Here is a 17,838-nt window from a genome sequence, read left to right on the forward strand (position 1 = left end):
GCCGTGGGCGCCTTCCTCGCCGCGTTCCGGAAGAACCGCACCAAGCTCTGGGTGGGAGCCGTCACGCTGCTGCTGGTCTTCTACTTGGTGGTGTCTTTCCAGCGCTCGATTTTGCTGCTCACGGACAACAACCTTGCGGCCAAAGCCATCGGCGCCGCGTATCTGGTGCTGCCGATCGTCGGCGCCTGGGCCCTCATCCGGGAACTGATGTTCGGGGCCCGCACGGAAAAGATGGCCCGGATCCTGGAAGCCGAGGGCGGGCTGCCCGTGGACGACCTCCCGCGGACTCCCGCGGGCCGGATCATCCGGTCGGCGGCTGATCAGGAATTTGAGAAGTACCGGGCCGAGGCTGAAGCTGCTCCCGAGGACTGGCGCTCCTGGTTCCGCCTGAGCTGCGCGTACGACGCCGCCGGGGACCGCAAGCGCGCCCGCGCCTCCATGCGGGACGCCGGCCGGCTCTTCCGGGGAAACGTTCCTGCCAGCTAGGGTGCGCTGAGCCGTCCGCTGCGGCCGAGCTGGTTGGCGCTGTGTCCCAGGTACTCCAGCGGCCCACGCCATTTCAACAGCACAAACACGATTCCGACGAGGATGGCTATGGCGGCCTGCGCAAAGTACATACCGTCCTCCGTCCAGCCGGCTGGCAGGGGCTTGAGGTAGAACCCCGACACCACCCAGACGTGCGCCGAGTAGAGCGTCAGCGTCATGGCGCCCGCCCCGCGCAGCGGCAGCAGCAGGTCCAGGTCCAGCCAGTCCGCCAGCCTGCCGAGCAGGAGGCACGCGCCAACCACCGCTGCGGCCACCCCTGAAGTGTGCGCCAGGTCCAGGGGTGTGGCGGAATGCGGTGCAGCGGACGCCAGCCACCACCACGATCCTTCCTGCCGGATTCCGGTGAGGTTGACCTGGAGCACGCTATCAAGCGGGTAGCCCGGGGCGTTCAGCATTTGCTCCAGCGCTGCCCGGCCACCCCAGTTCTCCATGGCTGCCGTCCCCAGGGCCTTGGCGAATGCGGCCACGGCTGTGCCGCCGGTCAGCAGCAGGACCGGAACCATCGCCTTGGTGAGCGGCAGCCGGCCTATCACCAGGCCAACCAGCAGATACGCCAGCCATTGGAAGGCAGGGTAGTAGCCGGTCAGGAACAGGTCACCCAGCAGGGGCAGGGGCGTCGACAGGTCCTCCCAGGACGGGTTGTGCCCCAGGTGCAGGGGCGGGTCCGCTGCCATCAGCCACGGGCGCAGCAGGTAGGCGAGCACTGGTGAAAGCACGATCCAGCCCATGGCCCACGCGCAGAGCGCTTTCAGCTTCAGTCCCAGGAACGGCAGGACGCACAGAAACAGCAGGGCATAGTGGACCAAGATGATCGCAAGGTTGACTTCCAGCCCGCCCAGGGAGAGTCCTACGGCGGCAATCACCAGTGCGCGCAAGGCGACACCGCGTTGGGCAGCGCTGAGGGCAGTTCCTTCCGGCGGCACCTGCTTGCCGGTGGAAAGCGCCAGTCCGACGCCCGCCAGTACGGCGAACAGGGCAGCCGCCCGGCCCGAAAACGTCAGGCCGATCCAGGTTGGAGTCAGGTCTGCATTGGCCTCGAACGTCGGCAGCAGGTGCGTGGCCATCATGCCCAGGAGCGCGAGTCCCCTGGCTGCATCGATTCCACGGAGACGGCTGGCCGGGGGAAAAGGTCGGGGCGCCCGCGAGGGTCTCGCTGTGGCTCGGGACGTCATGAGGCGATGTTCTCACACCGACCCGCCCGTCCCCAGTCAACATGTCACCAACAGCTCCTGCTGGTAGAAAAACCCGCTGGCAAAAAAGACTGCCCAATCCTCACTTGTGTTCGAATATATGTTCTAATAACATGGCGTTATGCACACTCCATTCGAGCCGCAGCAGTTCCCGGAACCTCCAGCCGCTGGTGGCCACGTGTGGCCCGCGCCTGACGCCAGCACCGCGTTGCAGCCCACGGGGTTGATGAGGGCCATGAGCCCGGGGGTAGTCGACTTCCTCTTCCGCCAGCTTGTGGCGGGACGGTCCGCCGAGGACATCCAGTGGCAGCAGGAAGGTATTGCCCTGACCGCGCAGCCGCCCGGAGCCGAACTGGCGCGCCGGCTGGCCGAGACTGACCTTGATGCGCTCACGCCCACCGAACTGTTCCACTACGTCCGGTCCGCCCAGCGCCTGGCGGCCTGGGCCGAAGGATTGCGGGAGGCCGCGGTCCAGAGATACTGCCAGCCGGGCGAGGTGCAGGACGCCGAAGTACAGGATGCAAAACTGCCTGGTGCGCGGCTGCAGGGTGGTTGCCTAGGATGAAGGGGTGACCGAGGCCCTGACAGTATCCGCCATCCAGTACCAGGCGCTGGACGGCGGGATCATGCCGAATGTCGAGGAGCACATCCGGCTGATCGAAGACGCCGAATCCCACGGTGCGAGGCTGGTGATCTTCCCGGAAATGTCGTTGACCGGTTACCACATGGCGTTGCTATCTGCTGATGAGGCCTGGCTTAGGCCGGAGGATCCGCGGCTGGGTGGCCTCCACGAAATCTGCCGCAGGACCGGGATTACTGCTGTGGCAGGGGCCGCCTACCGGGAGCCCGGAGGCACGCCGCGGCTCGCATGCCTCGCCATCCACCCGGACGGCACTATCGATTTCGGGTTCAAGACCCACCTTCGCGGGGCGGAAAAGGACCTCTTCACCGCAGGCGACGGTGCCTTCCTCCTCGAGTTGGACGGCTGGCAGGTGGCACTGGCCATCTGCGCGGATGCTTCGGTTCCCGCCCACTCCACCGAGGCGGCACTGGCAGGCGCTGACATCTATGCGGTGTCGGCGGTCTACACGGTGGAGGAGGAGCGACGGCTTGCCCTGCACTTAGGGGCCAGGGCCATGGACAACCGGATGTTCGGCGTCCTGGCGAACATGGGCGGAGCCACGCCGTTGGGCCTTTCCTGCGGACTGAGCGGATTTTGGGGACCTGATGGCCACAGGATGGAACACGCGGCCGGAACCGGCACCGAGGTCATTACCGCAGTCCTACAGCGAGGTGCTTTGCGCAAATTCCGCTGACGGGGGCAGCTATTTGACGCTTATCACCCTGCCGCCATTGTCCTAACCGGTGGCGGACAGGGTAACGTTTTTTCCATGCCTCACACATCCGCCACCGCTCCTGCCCTTGGTACGCTCCTGACCGCCATGGTCACGCCCTTCACCAAGGATGGCGCCGTGGACTACAAGCAGGCGGCCGAACTGGCTACCAAACTTGTGGACGATGGCTGTGACGGTCTGGTCGTCACGGGGACAACCGGCGAAACATCCACCCTTTCGGATGAAGAAAACCTTGGCATGTTCCGCGCCGTCAAGGAGGCTGTGGGGGACCGTGCAGCCATCATCGCCGGCACCGGAACCAACGACACCGCGCACTCGGTGCACCTCTCCCAGCAGGCGGCAGCGCTCGGCGTCGACGGCCTGCTGCTCGTCACGCCGTACTACAACAAGCCCAGCCAGGCAGGCGTCCGCGCACACTTCGAAACGGTCGCGTCTTCCACCGATGTGCCGGTCATGCTTTATGACATCCCGGGCCGCTCCTCCATCGCGATCGAACCCGAGACCATGATCAGCCTGGCGCAGCACCCGAACATCGTCGCCGTCAAGGATGCCAAAGCCGACTTCATGGCGGCCAGCCGCGTGATGGCAGAGACGGACCTGTACTTCTACTCCGGCGACGACGGACTGACCCTTCCGTGGATGTCCTTGGGCGCCGTCGGACTGGTGGGTGTCACAACCCACATCGCAACGCGCCGGTTCCGCGAACTGATCGACGCCATTAACGTGAACGACCTCGAAACCGCGCGTAAGATCAACTTCGAGCTGCTGCCCGTAGTGAGGGCAACGATGACCCGCGTCCAGGGAGCCGTTGCAGCCAAACAAATTCTTAAATGGCAGGGAGTCCTGCCCAACTCGATTGTCCGTTTGCCCCTCGTGGAGCCGGACGAAACCGAGATCGAAACCATCCGCGAGGACTTGGCGGAAGCGGGGCTGGTCTTTTCCTGAGGGCTAAGACCGGCACCCTTCCGCCTGGAAAGTAGTGCACTATGACCCAAACCGCCCTTCCCGGCCTTGTCACGCCCCCACGCCTTCCGCAAGGCACACTCCGCATTGTTCCGCTTGGCGGGCTGGGGGAGATCGGCCGGAACATGGCCGTGTTCGAGATCGACGGCAAGCTGCTGATCGTCGACTGCGGTGTCCTCTTCCCGGAGGAAACCCAGCCCGGCGTTGACCTGATCCTGCCCGATTTCTCCTACATCCAGGACCGGCTGGACGACATCGTGGCCGTTGTCCTGACCCACGGTCACGAGGACCACATCGGCGCAGTTCCCTACCTCCTGCGGCTGCGCGCCGACATCCCGCTGGTGGGCTCGCAGCTGACACTGGCCCTCATCGAGGCCAAACTGCAGGAACACCGGATCCGTCCGTACACGATGACCGTTGAAGAGGGCCAGGTCGAAAAGTTTGGCCCCTTCGAATGCGAGTTTGTCGCCGTCAACCACTCCATCCCCGACGCTTTGGCAGTGTTCATCCGCACGGCCGGTGGCACCGTCCTGCATACGGGCGACTTCAAGATGGACCAGCTGCCCCTGGACGGCCGGATCACCGACCTCCGGCACTTCGCCAAACTGGGTGAAGAGGGTGTTGACCTCTTTATGTCCGACTCCACCAACGCCGACGTCCCGGGCTTCACCACCGCCGAGAAGGAAATCGGCCCAACGCTGGAACGGCTTTTCGGCCAGGCCAGCAAGCGCATCATTGTGGCGTCCTTCTCCTCGCACGTCCACCGCGTCCAGCAGGTCCTTGACGCAGCGGCCAAGCACAACCGCAAGGTGGCTTTTGTGGGCCGCTCCATGGTCCGCAACATGGCTATTGCCGCAAAACTTGGCTACCTCGACGTCCCCGATGGCCTCCTCGTGGACATCAAGAACATCGACAACCTGCCGGACAACCGCGTTGTGCTGATGTCCACCGGTTCGCAGGGCGAACCTATGGCCGCGCTTTCCCGCATGGCCAACGGGGACCACCGCGTGGTGGTAGGTGACGGCGATACCGTGATCCTGGCGTCCAGCCTGATCCCGGGTAACGAGAACGCTGTGTTCCGGATCATCAATGGCTTGCTGAAACTGGGTGCGGATGTCATCCATAAGGGCAACGCCAAGGTCCACGTCTCGGGACACGCAGCCGCCGGTGAACTGCTGTACTGCTACAACATCCTTGAGCCGCTCAATGCCATGCCGGTGCACGGCGAGACCAGGCACCTGATCGCCAACGGCAAGATCGCCATCGAGTCCGGCGTTCCCACCGCCAGCGTCATCCTTGCCGACAACGGCACCGTCATCGACCTCAAGGACCACCGCGCAGACGTGGTGGGCCAGGTCGAAGTGGGCTTTGTCTATGTCGATGGCTCCAGCGTCGGTGAGGTCACGGAAGCTGACCTCAAGGACCGCCAGACGCTCGGTGATGAAGGCTTCATCTCCATCATCACCGTCATCCACCGTGCCACCGGCAAGGTGGTCTCGGGACCGGAGATCCACGCCCGCGGTGTGGCCGAAGACGACTCAGTCTTCGACGAAATCATCCCGAAGATCAACGCCGCCCTGGAAGAAGCCGTGCTCAACCGCACGGACCACACCACGCACCAGCTCCAGCAGGTTGTCCGGCGTGTGGTGGGCACGTGGGTCAACCGTAAGCTGCGCCGCAAGCCCATGATCATTCCGGTGGTCCTCGAGGCGTAACCGCGCCCGAACCTCGCGGGAGCCCCAAGGCCCGGTTCTTCGGAACCGGGCCTTTCGCTGTGCCGGGGACAAGATCGGGCTCGGATGGGCAACATGGAAGCCTCGAATCAGGCGGAAATCCGCGGAATACCGGACCAGTTCCGGTACCGTGGCAAGTATGGCCACTCGTACTACCCCCGCGCCCAAAGGCACCGCCCGAGGCACGAACACCGCCAAATCCGGCAGCTCCGCGGGCCGCGGCACAGGCTCAACAGCGTCCAAAGGCGGCGGCACCAGCGGAAGGGCGGGATCTTCGGCCGGGGCCGCGCGCACCCGGCAGCTTCCCGCCGTCGAACCGCGGCAGCCTTGGCTCCTGCGTGTGGTCGGTGGCGCATGGCTGGGCGTAGGGCACCTGGTGGGCGGGGGAGTCCGCAGGATCGGTTCCGACGTCAGTGACCTGCCGGCGGAGGAGCGCCGCGACGGTGCTGCCCTGTTCAACCTCGCGCTGGGCGTCTTTATCGCCACGTTCGCGTGGTGGGGGCTGACGGGCTGGTTCCCGGACGCCGTCTACAGCGTGGTCAACGGCACCTTCGGCTGGATGTCGCTGGTATTGCCGCTGATGCTTTTTGCGTGTGCCTTCCGGCTGTTCCGGCAGCCCGACGACGGCCGCGGAAACAACCGGGTGGGCATCGGCTTCCTCATCATGACCTTCGCAGGCTGCGGCCTCGCGCACGTGCTGGGTGGTCAGCCCACCGTCGCCGATGGCTTCGACGGCCTCCGCCAGGCGGGCGGCATGCTCGGCTTCCTGGCGGCATCGCCGCTAGCCGCCATCCACGCCGTGGTACCCCTTGTGCTGTATGGCGTCCTGGCCTTCATCTCACTGCTGATCATCACTGCCACACCCTTCGGGGCCATTCCACGCCGGCTTCACTCAGCCTACGAACACCTGATGGGCATTGACCTGCAGGAGCCAGTCGACGCCGGCGACCGTCACGACCGCAGCTACCTTGAGGAAACGCGCGCCGCCGCGGCCCCGAAGAAAAAGAAGCGGCGCCTCTTTGGCAAGGACCAAGACTCCGACGCCGGGCTGGAAGGCTACGTCGGTGACGAGGCCTTTGAGCATGCGGTCATCGATGACGAGGAGGCCGAAGGCGGGCAAACAGGCCGCGGAGCCCGCCCTGCCCCCGGGGTGCGCCGTCCCACGCAGGCGGAAATCGCCGTCGAAAAGATCAAGGCCGCCCAGGGCCTTGGAGGTGCAGGACACAGCCCGGCGGACAACGCCACCGAGGCCATTCCGCTTGTCACCCCCGGCATGGTGGCCGCAGGCTCGCTCAACCCTGCTCCTCCCGCCGTCGCGCAGGTGCCGGCCAAACCCGTCACTCCCGTACCGCTGCCCACGCCCATCCCGCAGCGGACCGAGCAGCTCTCACTCGCCGGCGACGTCACGTACACCCTGCCGTCGTCGGACGTTCTCACCCCCGGTTCCATCCCCAAGGAACGCACGGAGGCCAACGACGCCGTCGTCGCCGCCCTCACCGACACCCTCCAGCAGTTCAATGTGGACGCCACGGTCACAGGCTTCAGCCGCGGCCCCACGGTGACCCGCTACGAGATCGAACTGGCCTCGGGGACCAAGGTGGAGCGGGTCACTGCCCTGTCCAAGAACATCTCCTACGCGGTGGCTTCCAGTGACGTCCGCATCCTTAGCCCCATTCCCGGTAAATCCGCCATCGGCATTGAGATCCCCAACACCGACCGCGAGACGGTCTCCCTGGGCGACGTCCTCCGCAGCCAGAACGCGCGCAGGACCGAGCACCCGATGGTGATGGGCGTGGGCAAGGACGTCGAAGGCGGCTACGTCGTAGCCAACCTCGCGAAGATGCCCCACCTGCTCGTCGCCGGTGCCACCGGTGCGGGCAAGTCCTCCTTCGTGAACTCCATGATCACGTCCATCCTGATGCGGGCCACCCCCGATGAGGTCCGGATGGTTATGGTGGACCCCAAGCGCGTGGAGCTGACCGCCTATGAGGGTGTGCCCCACCTGATCACACCCATCATCACCAACCCGAAGAAGGCCGCCGAGGCCCTGCAGTGGGTGGTCCGGGAAATGGACGCCCGCTACGACGACCTCGCGAACTACGGGTTCAAACATATTGACGACTTCAACAAGGCCGTCCGGGCCGGCAAGGTCATCCCGCCCGAAGGTTCCAAGCGCGTCGTCCGGCCGTACCCTTACCTGCTGGTGATCGTTGACGAGCTCGCCGACCTCATGATGGTGGCCCCCCGCGACGTCGAGGACTCCATTGTCCGCATCACCCAGCTGGCGCGTGCGGCCGGCATCCACCTCGTCCTGGCAACCCAGCGTCCCTCCGTTGACGTCGTTACCGGTCTGATCAAGGCCAACGTGCCGTCCCGCATGGCGTTTGCCACCTCCTCCGTCACTGACTCACGGGTGGTCCTCGACCAGCCCGGCGCAGAGAAGCTCATCGGCCAAGGTGATGCCCTGTTCCTGCCAATGGGCGCCTCCAAGGCCATGCGCGTCCAGGGCGCCTGGGTCACCGAATCGGAAATCCACAAGGTGGTGGAACACGTCAAGGGCCAGCTGAAGGCCGTCTACCGCGATGACGTGGCACCCGAGGCACAAAAGAAGCAGATCGACGACGACATAGGGGATGATCTCGACGTACTGCTGCAGGCCACCGAACTCGTGGTCACCACCCAGTTTGGTTCGACGTCGATGCTTCAGCGCAAGCTCCGTGTCGGCTTCGCAAAGGCCGGCCGGCTCATGGACCTGCTGGAGTCCAGGGGAGTGGTTGGCCCGTCGGAAGGTTCCAAGGCCCGGGACGTCCTGGTCAAGCCGGACGATCTGGCTGCCGTGCTGGCAGCCATGAAGGGTCAGGACGCGCCGGCCGTTGCGGATTCCAAGACTGCGGCGCTGAGCGACAACGCCAACGCCAATATCGCCCAGGGCGGCTACGCTGAGGACCTGGTCCAGGCCGACCTGGACCAGCGAAGCCAGAGCGTCGAATACTTCGACGGAGCAGATACCGGCTCCAATGGCGACGACGAAGACGGGTCCGAAGACGCCTGGTCACTCACCGGACGGTAGCCTAGAAGGGTGACTAGCACCGAAGCAACTGCCGCCGGCTCCAGCAGCCCCGGGATCTGGAATCTTCCCAACATCCTGACCATGCTGCGCATCGCTCTGGTACCGTTCTTCGTCTGGTTCCTCCTCCTCGATGCCCCCGGCCTGCGCAGCGAGTCAGGTCCGTGGCGATGGGCGGCGGTGGTGGCGTTCGCCGTCGCAATCTATACGGACAAGCTCGACGGCGACATTGCCAGAAGCCGCGGGCTCGTCACCAATTTCGGCAAGATCGCCGATCCCATCGCAGACAAGCTCCTGATCGGCTCTGCGCTGGTCATGTTGTGCGTGCTCGGTGAGCTGCCATGGTGGGTCACCATCGTGATCCTTGTCCGGGAATGGGGCATAACTGCACTCCGCTTCTTTGTCATCCGCTATGGCGTCATCCCGGCATCGCGCGGCGGGAAGCTCAAGACCGTGGTGCAGACTGCCGCGATCTTCCTGTATCTGCTGCCGCTGGGCGCGCTGGTACCCTGGCTGGTCTGGGTGGCTTTTGCAGTCATGATGGTGGCCGTACTCATCACGGTATGGACCGGCGTCGAATATGTGGTGGAAGCCCTGCGTCTGCGGGCGCGGGGAAAACGGTCCCGAAACACAACGCTTGGCACCTAGGAGCTGACGTGACAAATCTTCACCATCTGGCCGAACAGGCAGTCAGGAATGCCTTGGAAACCGGCCGCACCGTTGCTGCCGCGGAGTCACTTACTGCGGGGATGGTCACCGCCGTCCTGGCCGATACTGCCGGGGCCTCGGGCATGCTGCAAGGCGGGGTGGTGGCGTACCAGAACTCCGTGAAGGTTGACGTCCTGGGCGTCTCGGCTGAACTGCTGGCCACGGTCGGCTCGGTGGACGGCGACGTCGCTGCGGCCATGGCCACGGGTGTCCGGTCTGCGCTGGGCGCGGACATTGGCGTCGCCACCACAGGCGTGGCCGGCCCCGAGGAACATGACGGCAAAGCGGTGGGAACGGTCTTCATCGGTGTGGCAACCGCCGAAGGCGCCTCCGCCTTCCACTACACTTTCACCGGGAACCGCGCCGATATCCGCGGGCAAGCGTGCGGCGCAGCGCTGGAAAGGCTGCTCACAGCTCTGTCTTCCTGAGGCCCTATCGCGTCAAAGCTACCGGGCGTAAAGTTGCCGGGAACAAATCCCCGAACCTATTAGTTATTACATTGTGTCGCTTTGGCAGAGCCGAGGCGCCTAGGATAAATAACAACTCCGGTATCGCATGGTGAGCCGGACATATGAAGGAGCAAGGCGATACAGATGGTAAAGCAGCCCGTATCCGTAAACGGCGTTGTCCGCTGGAAGGATGTGGGCCTCGCCGATCAGGCTAAGAGCGAACAGAAGGAGCGCAAAATGGTTGTACTTCGCCACGAAATCGGTGATGTCCTGCGCGATGTCCGCCAGCGCCAGGGGCGTACGCTCCGCGAAGTTTCGCACAGTGCGCGTGTATCCCTGGGCTACCTCAGCGAGGTGGAGCGGGGACAGAAGGAAGCATCGTCAGAGCTCCTGTCGTCGATCTGCTCGGCCTTGGACGTGCCGTTGTCCATCATGCTCCGTGAAGTCAGCGACCGCGTAGCCGTCGCTGAGGGCGTTGCCGTTCCAGACACCGTTCCCCAGGAATTCTCACAGCGCTACGGCCGCGATCTTGACCGCGACCTCAATGCTGAACTCACCAACGAACTCTCCACGGGCCTCCTTTCCGGCGCACGGTAAGCAGGTCCGCAGGGATCTAAAGCATTAAAGACGAAGCCTCCGGCCACTGGCCGGAGGCTGTGTTCTGTCCTGCTACCTGGTGGTGCTGGCTGCCCGGTTCGTCGCGCCGCCCCGGGCGGCTGCGTCTTTGCCGAGGACGTCCAGGTCAAAGATCGAGTTGAGCTTGGCCATGTATTCGGCGAGCGTCTGCAGTTCCTCCACCGGCCATTCCCCCAAGCGTTCACGGAAGTCCCGCCGGCGTGCGTCCTGGACCTGGTGCATCTTCTCTTCCCCCTTTTCGGTAAGGCGGATCGACTGCGCCCGACCGTCCAGGGGATCGGCTTCCTTGGAGACCAGCCCGATGCTTTCCAGGAACGCGATTTGGCGGCTGACCGACGGCTTGCCCACGCCGATGTTCTGGGCAAGGTCGGTCAGACGGATGGGGCCCTCACGCCGGATGACTGCCAGCAGCCCGTACGCTGCCGGCTCCATGTCCGGATGAACCTGGCGCGAAAGCTGCTGGGATACCGAACGCGCACGCCGCCAAAAAAGACTGATCTGATGTTCCACCGTGTTGAGCGTCTCGTCGAGGGTGTCCCCGCGGGCACCCGTATCAGGAGCGGCTGCATCAGCAGGTGCTTCCAGTGGACGGCCATCGGCTGAGTTGCTCATGGCAACAATTCTAGGGTCCGGGATCATGAGAGACTCTATTGGTGCGGATCAGTGACTATTGGCGGCTTATGGACGACGAATTCGGGGCAGGGTACTCCCGGGTCCTCAGCAGCACCCTCGTTCTCGCCGGAGTCGGCGGGCGCACGGCTGACCAGGCACTCAGCGCCGGCGTGAGCCCCCGGAACGTTTGGCTCGCCGTGTGCGAGGTGCAGGACGTGCCGCCTGACCGGCGCCTGGGCCGCGACGTCAAGCCCCGCAACTGAATTCCCTCTGCTGACCCACTGCAGGTCTCTGCGGCTGACACGCCGTCGGATCTGTTCGAATATCTGTTCGGGTAAAGCTATGCTTTTTGTAGTGGGTTATCCACATACGCGATGTCGCCCGGCTGGAATGTCGGAGGGTGCCATTAGCGTCAGAGATGACCAATAAAGGCCCCTGAGGCCACTCCAAAGCGAGAAAGCATTAGAGGTGTGAACCATGGCGGCAGCCCCGGATCGTGCAAAAGCGTTGGAAGCAGCGCTGGCCCAGATTGACAAGCAGTTCGGCAAAGGATCGGTCATGCGCCTGGGGGACGAAGTCCGTGCCCCCATCGAGGTCATCCCCACCGGCTCCATCGCCCTGGACGTGGCCCTGGGAATTGGCGGCCTGCCCCGCGGCCGCGTCGTAGAGATCTATGGCCCGGAGTCCTCCGGTAAAACCACAGTGGCCCTGCACGCCGTCGCAAACGCCCAGCGCCTGGGCGGCATTGCCGCGTTCATCGACGCCGAGCACGCTCTGGACCCGGAATATGCTGCCAAACTGGGTGTCGACACCGACGCCCTCCTGGTCTCCCAGCCTGACACCGGTGAACAGGCCTTGGAAATCATGGACATGCTGATCGGTTCCGGCTCGCTGGACGTTATCGTCATCGACTCCGTTGCCGCCCTGGTGCCGCGCGCGGAAATCGAGGGTGACATGGGTGACAGCCACGTTGGCCTGCAGGCCCGCCTGATGAGCCAGGCGCTGCGTAAGATCACCGGCCGCCTCAGCCAGACCAAGACCACTGCCATCTTCATCAACCAGCTCCGTGAAAAGATCGGCGTGTTCTTCGGCTCCCCGGAGACCACCACTGGCGGTAAGGCCCTGAAGTTCTACGCCTCCATCCGCATCGACGTCCGCCGGATCCAGACCCTTAAGGAAGGTGCCGACTCTGTCGGTAACCGCACCAAGGCCAAGATCGTCAAGAACAAGATGGCGCCGCCCTTCAAGATCGCCGAGTTCGACATCATCTATGGCCAGGGCATTTCCCGTGAGGGCGGCATCATCGACATGGGCGTTGAGCACGGCATCATCAAGAAGTCCGGTTCATGGTTCACGTACGACGGCGACCAGCTGGGTCAGGGCATGGAGAACTCCCGCCGTTTCCTGCGCGACAACCCCGAACTTGCCGCTGAGCTGGAGCGCCTCATCAAGGAGAAGCTGGGCGTGGGCGTCAAGCCCGCTGCGGATGAGTCCAAGGATGCGCCCAAGCTGAAGGCCGTCGACGGCTTCTAAGGGCGACGGCTTCTAAAGTTGAAGAGTTATAGGGCCGTGCGTTCGAAGGCGCCGCGGATTTATGGGTGAATGGGACTCGGCGGCCGGGCGCGGGCGGCGTAGGAGCGCGGGCGGCCGGCGCAGCGCTGGCGCGGACGGGCCTGATCCGGAGTCGTCTGTGGCTGCGGATGCCGAGCCTGACCCCGCCTCTGTCGCCCGCGCCATAGTCCTGCGGCAGCTGACCAGTTCGGCGAAAAGCCGGCTGCAACTGGCCCGCAAGCTTGCGGAGCGGAACATCCCGGAGGACGTGGCCGAGGCCGTCCTGGACAGGTTCGAGGAAGTCCGCCTGATTGACGACGCCGACTTCGCCGATATGTGGGTACGCAGCCGGTCCCAGTCGCGAAAGCTGGCAAAAGGGGCGCTCCGCCGCGAGTTGTCGGACAAGGGCATCGACGCGGACATCGCCGCTGCCGCGTTGGAGCAGGTCTCCGACGCGGACGAGGAAGCGGGCGCCCGGGTACTGGTGGAACGTAAGCTCCGGCCCGGCTCGGACCTGTCGGACAGGGCCGAGCGGGACAAGATGACGCGGCGCCTCGCCTCCATGCTCGCCCGGAAGGGCTACCAGCCCGCCCAGGCATTCAGGGTGGTAGGTGAGGTCATCGACGCCCGGCTGGGTGGCCACCAGGCCAGCCACGACGGCTATGAGCCGGGGTTTTAGGCTGCCGGGGCGGGGCCTCCGCTGAGCCGGTACCCTTAACAGGTGAGTTTGACCATTCCTTCCCCCGCATCCGGCACCGCCCCTTCCGCAGCCTCTGGCGCAGCACAAGCGATAAGTGCACCGCACCCCCGGACCTATCAGGTGCGCACTTTCGGCTGCCAGATGAACGTCCATGACTCGGAGCGGATGGCCGGCATGCTTGAGGCCGCGGGTTACGTACCGGCCCAGAGTGAGCAGGCCGACGTGGTGGTGTTCAACACCTGCGCCGTCAGGGAGAACGCGGACAACAAGCTCTACGGGAACCTGGGCATGCTGGCGCCCGTGAAGGCCGCCAACCCCGGAATGCAAATCGCGGTGGGGGGCTGCCTGGCCCAAAAGGACCGGGAGGCCATCCTCAAGAAGGCGCCCTGGGTGGATGCCGTGTTCGGCACTCACAACGTCGGTGCGCTTCCGGCGCTGCTGGACCGGGCCCGGCACAACAACGAGGCCCAGTTGGAGATCCTCGAATCCCTCGACGTTTTCCCCTCCACGCTGCCCACCAAGCGGGACTCGGTCTACTCAGGATGGGTGTCCATTTCGGTGGGCTGCAACAACACCTGCACCTTCTGTATCGTGCCGGCCCTGCGCGGCAAGGAGAAAGACCGCCGTCCCGGCGACGTCCTGGCCGAAATCCAAGCGCTCGTGGACGATGGTGCGATTGAGGTCACGCTTCTCGGGCAGAACGTTAACTCCTATGGAGTGGAATTCGGCGACAGGCAGGCCTTTTCGAAGCTCCTGCGCGCCTGCGGTGAAATCGAGGGCCTCGAAAGGGTCAGGTTCACCAGCCCGCACCCCGCCGCCTTCACCGACGACGTCATTGACGCGATGGCCGAGACGCCCAATGTCATGCCGCAACTGCACATGCCGCTGCAGTCCGGGTCAGACAAGGTCCTGAAGGACATGAAGCGGTCCTACCGGTCCACCAAGTTCCTGGGCATCCTGGACAAGGTCCGGGACAGGATCCCGCACGCCGCCATTTCCACCGATATCATCGTGGGTTTCCCCGGCGAAACGGAAGAGGACTTCCAGGCCACCCTCGACGTGGTGGAGAAATCGCGCTTCGCCACCGCCTTCACATTCCAGTACTCCAAGCGGCCGGGCACCCCCGCTGCGGACCTGCCCGATCAGCTGCCCAAGGCCGTAGTCCAGGAGCGCTTCGAACGCCTGACCGCGCTGCAGGACCGGATTGCCGCCGAAGAAAACGCCAAGCAGCTTGGCCGACGGGTGGAGGTCATGGTTACTGCCCAAGCCGGCCGGAAGTCTGAAGAGACCCACCGGCTCTCTGGCCGGTCCCAGGACCAGCGGCTGGTGCACTTCTCGGTTCCCGAAGGTGCCGAGTCGCCACGTCCGGGTGACGTGGTGACCGTCACCGTCACGGAGGCCGCCGCCTTCCACCTCGTCGCCGACCCTGCACTGCAGGACTACAGCCTCCGCCGGTCCCGTGCCGGCGATGCCTGGGACAGGTCGCAGGCCGACTCCTGCGGCGCTCCTGCACCGGGCGCCGCAAGCAGCGGTGCTGGCCGGACCGGGGTCTCGCTGGGCATGCCCACGCTGCCGGTCCGGAGCCGCTGACCGGTGGCCCAGCCTCCGGTCATCGCGGTCGTTGGTCCCACTGGCTCGGGTAAGTCGGATCTCGCGGTCAGCCTTGCCCTCGAGCTGGATGGCGAGGTGATTAACGCCGATGCCATGCAGTTCTACCGGGGCATGGACATCGGTACTGCCAAGATCACCCTGACCGAACGGCGCGGCGTGCCCCACCACCTCCTGGACACGATGGACGTCACCCAGGAAGCGAGCGTTTCTGACTTCCAGCAGCAGGCCCGGGAGGTCATCAGCGGCATCCACGCCCGCGGCAAGCGCGCCATCCTGGCGGGCGGATCCGGTCTTTACGTGCGGGCAGTCCTGGACGTTCTTGAGTTCCCGGGTACCGACCCCGCAATCCGCCGCGCCCTGGAGGCGGAGCTTGAGCAGTCCGGGCCGGAGGCACTCCTCGCCCGGCTCCGGGAGGTGGATCCCGTGTCCGCCGGCCGGGTCGGCGATGCCCGGCGCATCATCAGGGCCCTGGAGGTGCACCAGCTCACCGGCAGGCCCTTCAGCTCCTTTATGCCCCAGCGGGAGTACTACCAGCCAGCCGTTCAGGTCGGGCTGGCCGTGGACCGCGAAGCACTCCGTGAACGGCTGGCCCTGCGCGTGCACAGGATGGTGGACCAGGGCCTGCTGGCGGAAGTGCGCCGGCTGGATGCGGCAGGACTGCGCAGCGGCAAAACCGCGCCCCGGGCACTGGGCTATGCCCAGTTCCTCAAGGTGCTCGACGGCGTCGCAACCGCCGCCGAGGCCACCGAGGAAACCATCGTGGCCACCCGGCAATTCGCCCGACGCCAGCTCACCTGGTTCCGGGCGGATCCCCGCATCAGCTGGCTGGACTGGCAGGCGCCGGACCTCACGGCGCAGGCCGCGGCGCTGTGTCACTGACGCCGCCGCCGCCGTCGGCCGTTTTAGCCGATTAATGCCTGCCCGGTAACCTAGGAGCATGGACGCAACCCCCACAGAGACCCCCGAGCCCGCCTTCCGTTCGCTGGGCGGACTTCGTTTCTCCAAGGGCCACGGCACGGGCAACGATTTTGTGCTCATCGCTGATCCGGACGGCGTCCAGACCATCGACGCCGGGCAGGTCGCCGCGCTGTGCGACCGGCACCGCGGCATCGGCGGGGACGGGCTGATCAGGGCCGTTCCGTCCCGCTACTTGTCCGAAGGCCGCGAGCTCCTGCAAACCAGCCCCGGGGCGGAATGGTTCATGGACTACCGCAACGGTGACGGGTCCCTCTCGGAAATGTGCGGTAACGGTGTCCGCGTTTTTGTGCACTTCCTGCGCGCTGAGGGTTTGGTTGACCTGCCCGACGGCGGATCGCTCACCATCGGAACGCGCGGCGGCGCCAAGACAGTTGTCCGGACAGGCGAGGGCTACGCCGTTGATATGGGGCCGTGGGAGTTCATTTTCCCCGGCGAAGCAACTGCCAAGGCCATGGATTCCCTCGTGACCGCGGACGGCCTGGAAGTTCCCCGGCCGGCTCTGTCCATCAGCATGGGCAACCCGCACACCGTGGTGGCCCTGGCGGAACTGTCGGAATTGGAGTCCGCCAGGCTCTTCACGGCACCGCTGGTGGATCCGCTGCCCGCCAACGGCACCAATGTCGAATTTGTGGTGCCCGACGAACCGCTCGTCCACAACGGCGTCGGCACCGTTACCATGCGTGTCCACGAACGGGGCGTTGGGGAAACGCAGTCCTGCGGCACCGGCGCGTGCGCCGCAGCGGTGGCCACCAGGCACTGGGCCGGAGCCGAGGCGCCGGACTCCTGGCTGGTCAACGTGCCGGGCGGGGTAGTCGGGGTCAAATTCTTCGTGGGGGCGGCAGGCCACGAGCACGTCGAACTCAGCGGCCCCGCCGTGATTGTGGCTAGCGGGACGATTTCCTGACCCGCAGGATCCGGAAGGACTTGGCGGTGCTTTCGCGGGTGACGGTGAACGATTCGTCCAGTTCTGCGGACAGCCAGCGCTGAAGCGAGTCCGAACCAAGGTTCTTCTGCACCACCAGCCACGCTGAGCCGCCGGGGGCCAGCCGGGGGAGCCACAGCGTGAGCAGGCTGTGCAGTTCGTCCTTGCCGATCCGGATGGGCGGGTTGGACCAGATGGTATCGAAGCGCAGGTCCGGGTCCACCGCGTCAGGGGTGCTCGCCGCCACGTTGTCCAGCCCCAGCAGGGCTGCGTTTTCGTTGGTCAGCGTGATGCAGCGTTCATTGACGTCAACGGCGTACACCCGGGCATGTGGCGCCCGCAGGGCAAGGGTCAGGGCTATGGGCCCCCAGCCGCAGCCGATGTCCAGAAGGTTCCCGCTGGGGGACGGCGCCGGGACTTCGGCCAGGAGGACCGCCGTACCCTTGTCGATCCCGTCGGGGCTGAAGATCCCCGCCGAAGTCTGGAGGGTACGCGTTTCGCCGGCCAGTTCCACCGTCAGGGGCTTGCGGGTGAACGGCCCTGCGGGCGATGCGCTGAAATAGTGTGCGGACTCCATAACTGGCCAGATTAGTTGGCCGCACAGGACAATGCGAAACGGCCCCTGCGAAATCGGAGGGTCCCGGTTCTGCTAATCTTGAACCCATGTTCTTGATCTTCGAGTAGCCGGACCGGGGCTGCGCCTTCCGCGGCCCGCCGTCCCCAAGCCCGTGCCCCACAGCGATGCAGGTATCAACCTTCCGTCTGTGCGACACAGGGCAGGTCTCCAGAACCTGTCCTGCCGCAGGGCCAGACTCGA

The 17,838-nt window shown here is 65.2% G+C and carries 18 protein-coding genes; 15 read left to right on the plus strand and 3 right to left on the minus strand.

Annotated features, from left to right (window positions below; genetic code table 11):
• Positions 1–3: 3 nt before the first annotated feature.
• On the plus strand, positions 4–486 hold the full coding sequence (locus AC1MCD_RS07235; RefSeq protein WP_498677190.1) for a hypothetical protein: 483 nt from the start codon (positions 4–6) through the stop codon (positions 484–486).
• On the opposite strand, the gene AC1MCD_RS07240 is transcribed toward AC1MCD_RS07235, so the two are convergent.
• Positions 483–1,718 (minus strand): heparan-alpha-glucosaminide N-acetyltransferase domain-containing protein, encoded by a 1,236-nt coding sequence (locus tag AC1MCD_RS07240; RefSeq protein WP_498677191.1) that lies wholly within the window; start codon positions 1,716–1,718, stop codon positions 483–485. The genes AC1MCD_RS07235 and AC1MCD_RS07240 overlap by 4 nt on opposite strands.
• A 139-nt stretch (positions 1,719–1,857) precedes the next feature.
• On the opposite strand from AC1MCD_RS07240, the gene AC1MCD_RS07245 reads away from it, so the two are divergent.
• The 8 genes from AC1MCD_RS07245 to AC1MCD_RS07280 all read left to right on the plus strand — a co-directional run bounded on the left by AC1MCD_RS07245 (position 1,858) and on the right by AC1MCD_RS07280 (position 10,608).
• Complete coding sequence (locus AC1MCD_RS07245; protein ID WP_498677192.1) at positions 1,858–2,301, plus strand: hypothetical protein; 444 nt, start codon at positions 1,858–1,860, stop codon at positions 2,299–2,301.
• Between the two features lie 4 nt (positions 2,302–2,305).
• Positions 2,306–3,052, plus strand: coding sequence for a carbon-nitrogen hydrolase family protein (locus AC1MCD_RS07250; protein WP_498677194.1), 747 nt, complete (start codon positions 2,306–2,308; stop codon positions 3,050–3,052).
• 75 nt (positions 3,053–3,127) lie between these two features.
• Complete coding sequence (gene dapA, locus AC1MCD_RS07255) at positions 3,128–4,036, plus strand: 4-hydroxy-tetrahydrodipicolinate synthase (protein ID WP_498677196.1); 909 nt, start codon at positions 3,128–3,130, stop codon at positions 4,034–4,036.
• A 41-nt stretch (positions 4,037–4,077) separates the two neighbouring features.
• Positions 4,078–5,769, plus strand: coding sequence for a ribonuclease J (locus AC1MCD_RS07260; RefSeq protein ID WP_498677198.1), 1,692 nt, complete (start codon positions 4,078–4,080; stop codon positions 5,767–5,769).
• A gap of 157 nt (positions 5,770–5,926) precedes the next feature.
• Entirely contained in the window at positions 5,927–8,857 is a 2,931-nt protein-coding gene (locus AC1MCD_RS07265; protein ID WP_498677200.1) for an FtsK/SpoIIIE family DNA translocase, read from the plus strand.
• A gap of 9 nt (positions 8,858–8,866) precedes the next feature.
• Positions 8,867–9,502 (plus strand): CDP-diacylglycerol--glycerol-3-phosphate 3-phosphatidyltransferase, encoded by a 636-nt coding sequence (gene pgsA, locus AC1MCD_RS07270; RefSeq protein ID WP_498677202.1) that lies wholly within the window; start codon positions 8,867–8,869, stop codon positions 9,500–9,502.
• Between the two features lie 8 nt (positions 9,503–9,510).
• Positions 9,511–9,990 (plus strand): CinA family protein, encoded by a 480-nt coding sequence (locus AC1MCD_RS07275; protein WP_498677203.1) that lies wholly within the window; start codon positions 9,511–9,513, stop codon positions 9,988–9,990.
• A 165-nt stretch (positions 9,991–10,155) separates the two neighbouring features.
• Positions 10,156–10,608 (plus strand): helix-turn-helix domain-containing protein, encoded by a 453-nt coding sequence (locus AC1MCD_RS07280; RefSeq protein ID WP_190988682.1) that lies wholly within the window; start codon positions 10,156–10,158, stop codon positions 10,606–10,608.
• 72 nt (positions 10,609–10,680) lie between these two features.
• Here AC1MCD_RS07280 and AC1MCD_RS07285 read toward each other — a convergent pair whose 3' ends face one another.
• The gene (locus AC1MCD_RS07285; protein ID WP_498677205.1) at positions 10,681–11,259 is read right to left on the minus strand and encodes a MarR family winged helix-turn-helix transcriptional regulator; all 579 of its coding nucleotides are present in this window, start codon (positions 11,257–11,259) and stop codon (positions 10,681–10,683) included.
• A 41-nt stretch (positions 11,260–11,300) separates the two neighbouring features.
• Here AC1MCD_RS07285 and AC1MCD_RS07290 point away from each other — a divergent pair, with 41 nt between their 5' ends.
• From AC1MCD_RS07290 to dapF, 6 genes are all read left to right on the plus strand, one after another.
• The gene (locus AC1MCD_RS07290) at positions 11,301–11,522 is read left to right on the plus strand and encodes a DUF3046 domain-containing protein (RefSeq protein ID WP_498677206.1); all 222 of its coding nucleotides are present in this window, start codon (positions 11,301–11,303) and stop codon (positions 11,520–11,522) included.
• A gap of 214 nt (positions 11,523–11,736) precedes the next feature.
• On the plus strand, positions 11,737–12,792 hold the full coding sequence (recA, locus tag AC1MCD_RS07295; protein WP_498677209.1) for a recombinase RecA: 1,056 nt from the start codon (positions 11,737–11,739) through the stop codon (positions 12,790–12,792).
• A gap of 157 nt (positions 12,793–12,949) precedes the next feature.
• Complete coding sequence (locus AC1MCD_RS07300) at positions 12,950–13,489, plus strand: regulatory protein RecX (protein WP_498677211.1); 540 nt, start codon at positions 12,950–12,952, stop codon at positions 13,487–13,489.
• A 42-nt stretch (positions 13,490–13,531) separates the two neighbouring features.
• Positions 13,532–15,100 (plus strand): tRNA (N6-isopentenyl adenosine(37)-C2)-methylthiotransferase MiaB, encoded by a 1,569-nt coding sequence (gene miaB, locus AC1MCD_RS07305; protein WP_498677213.1) that lies wholly within the window; start codon positions 13,532–13,534, stop codon positions 15,098–15,100.
• 3 nt (positions 15,101–15,103) lie between these two features.
• Positions 15,104–16,000 carry a tRNA (adenosine(37)-N6)-dimethylallyltransferase MiaA gene (miaA, locus tag AC1MCD_RS07310; RefSeq protein ID WP_498677216.1) on the plus strand — a complete coding sequence of 299 codons (897 nt, stop codon included), beginning with the start codon at positions 15,104–15,106 and terminating at the stop codon, positions 15,998–16,000.
• 58 nt (positions 16,001–16,058) lie between these two features.
• The gene (gene dapF / locus AC1MCD_RS07315) at positions 16,059–17,003 is read left to right on the plus strand and encodes a diaminopimelate epimerase (RefSeq protein WP_498677218.1); all 945 of its coding nucleotides are present in this window, start codon (positions 16,059–16,061) and stop codon (positions 17,001–17,003) included.
• Here dapF and AC1MCD_RS07320 read toward each other — a convergent pair.
• Positions 16,984–17,598 carry a class I SAM-dependent methyltransferase gene (locus AC1MCD_RS07320; protein ID WP_498677220.1) on the minus strand — a complete coding sequence of 205 codons (615 nt, stop codon included), beginning with the start codon at positions 17,596–17,598 and terminating at the stop codon, positions 16,984–16,986. The two genes, dapF and AC1MCD_RS07320, sit on opposite strands and share 20 nt — an antisense overlap.
• Positions 17,599–17,838 lie beyond the last annotated feature (240 nt).

It is taken from the genome of Arthrobacter sp. BF1 (assembly GCF_056680215.1).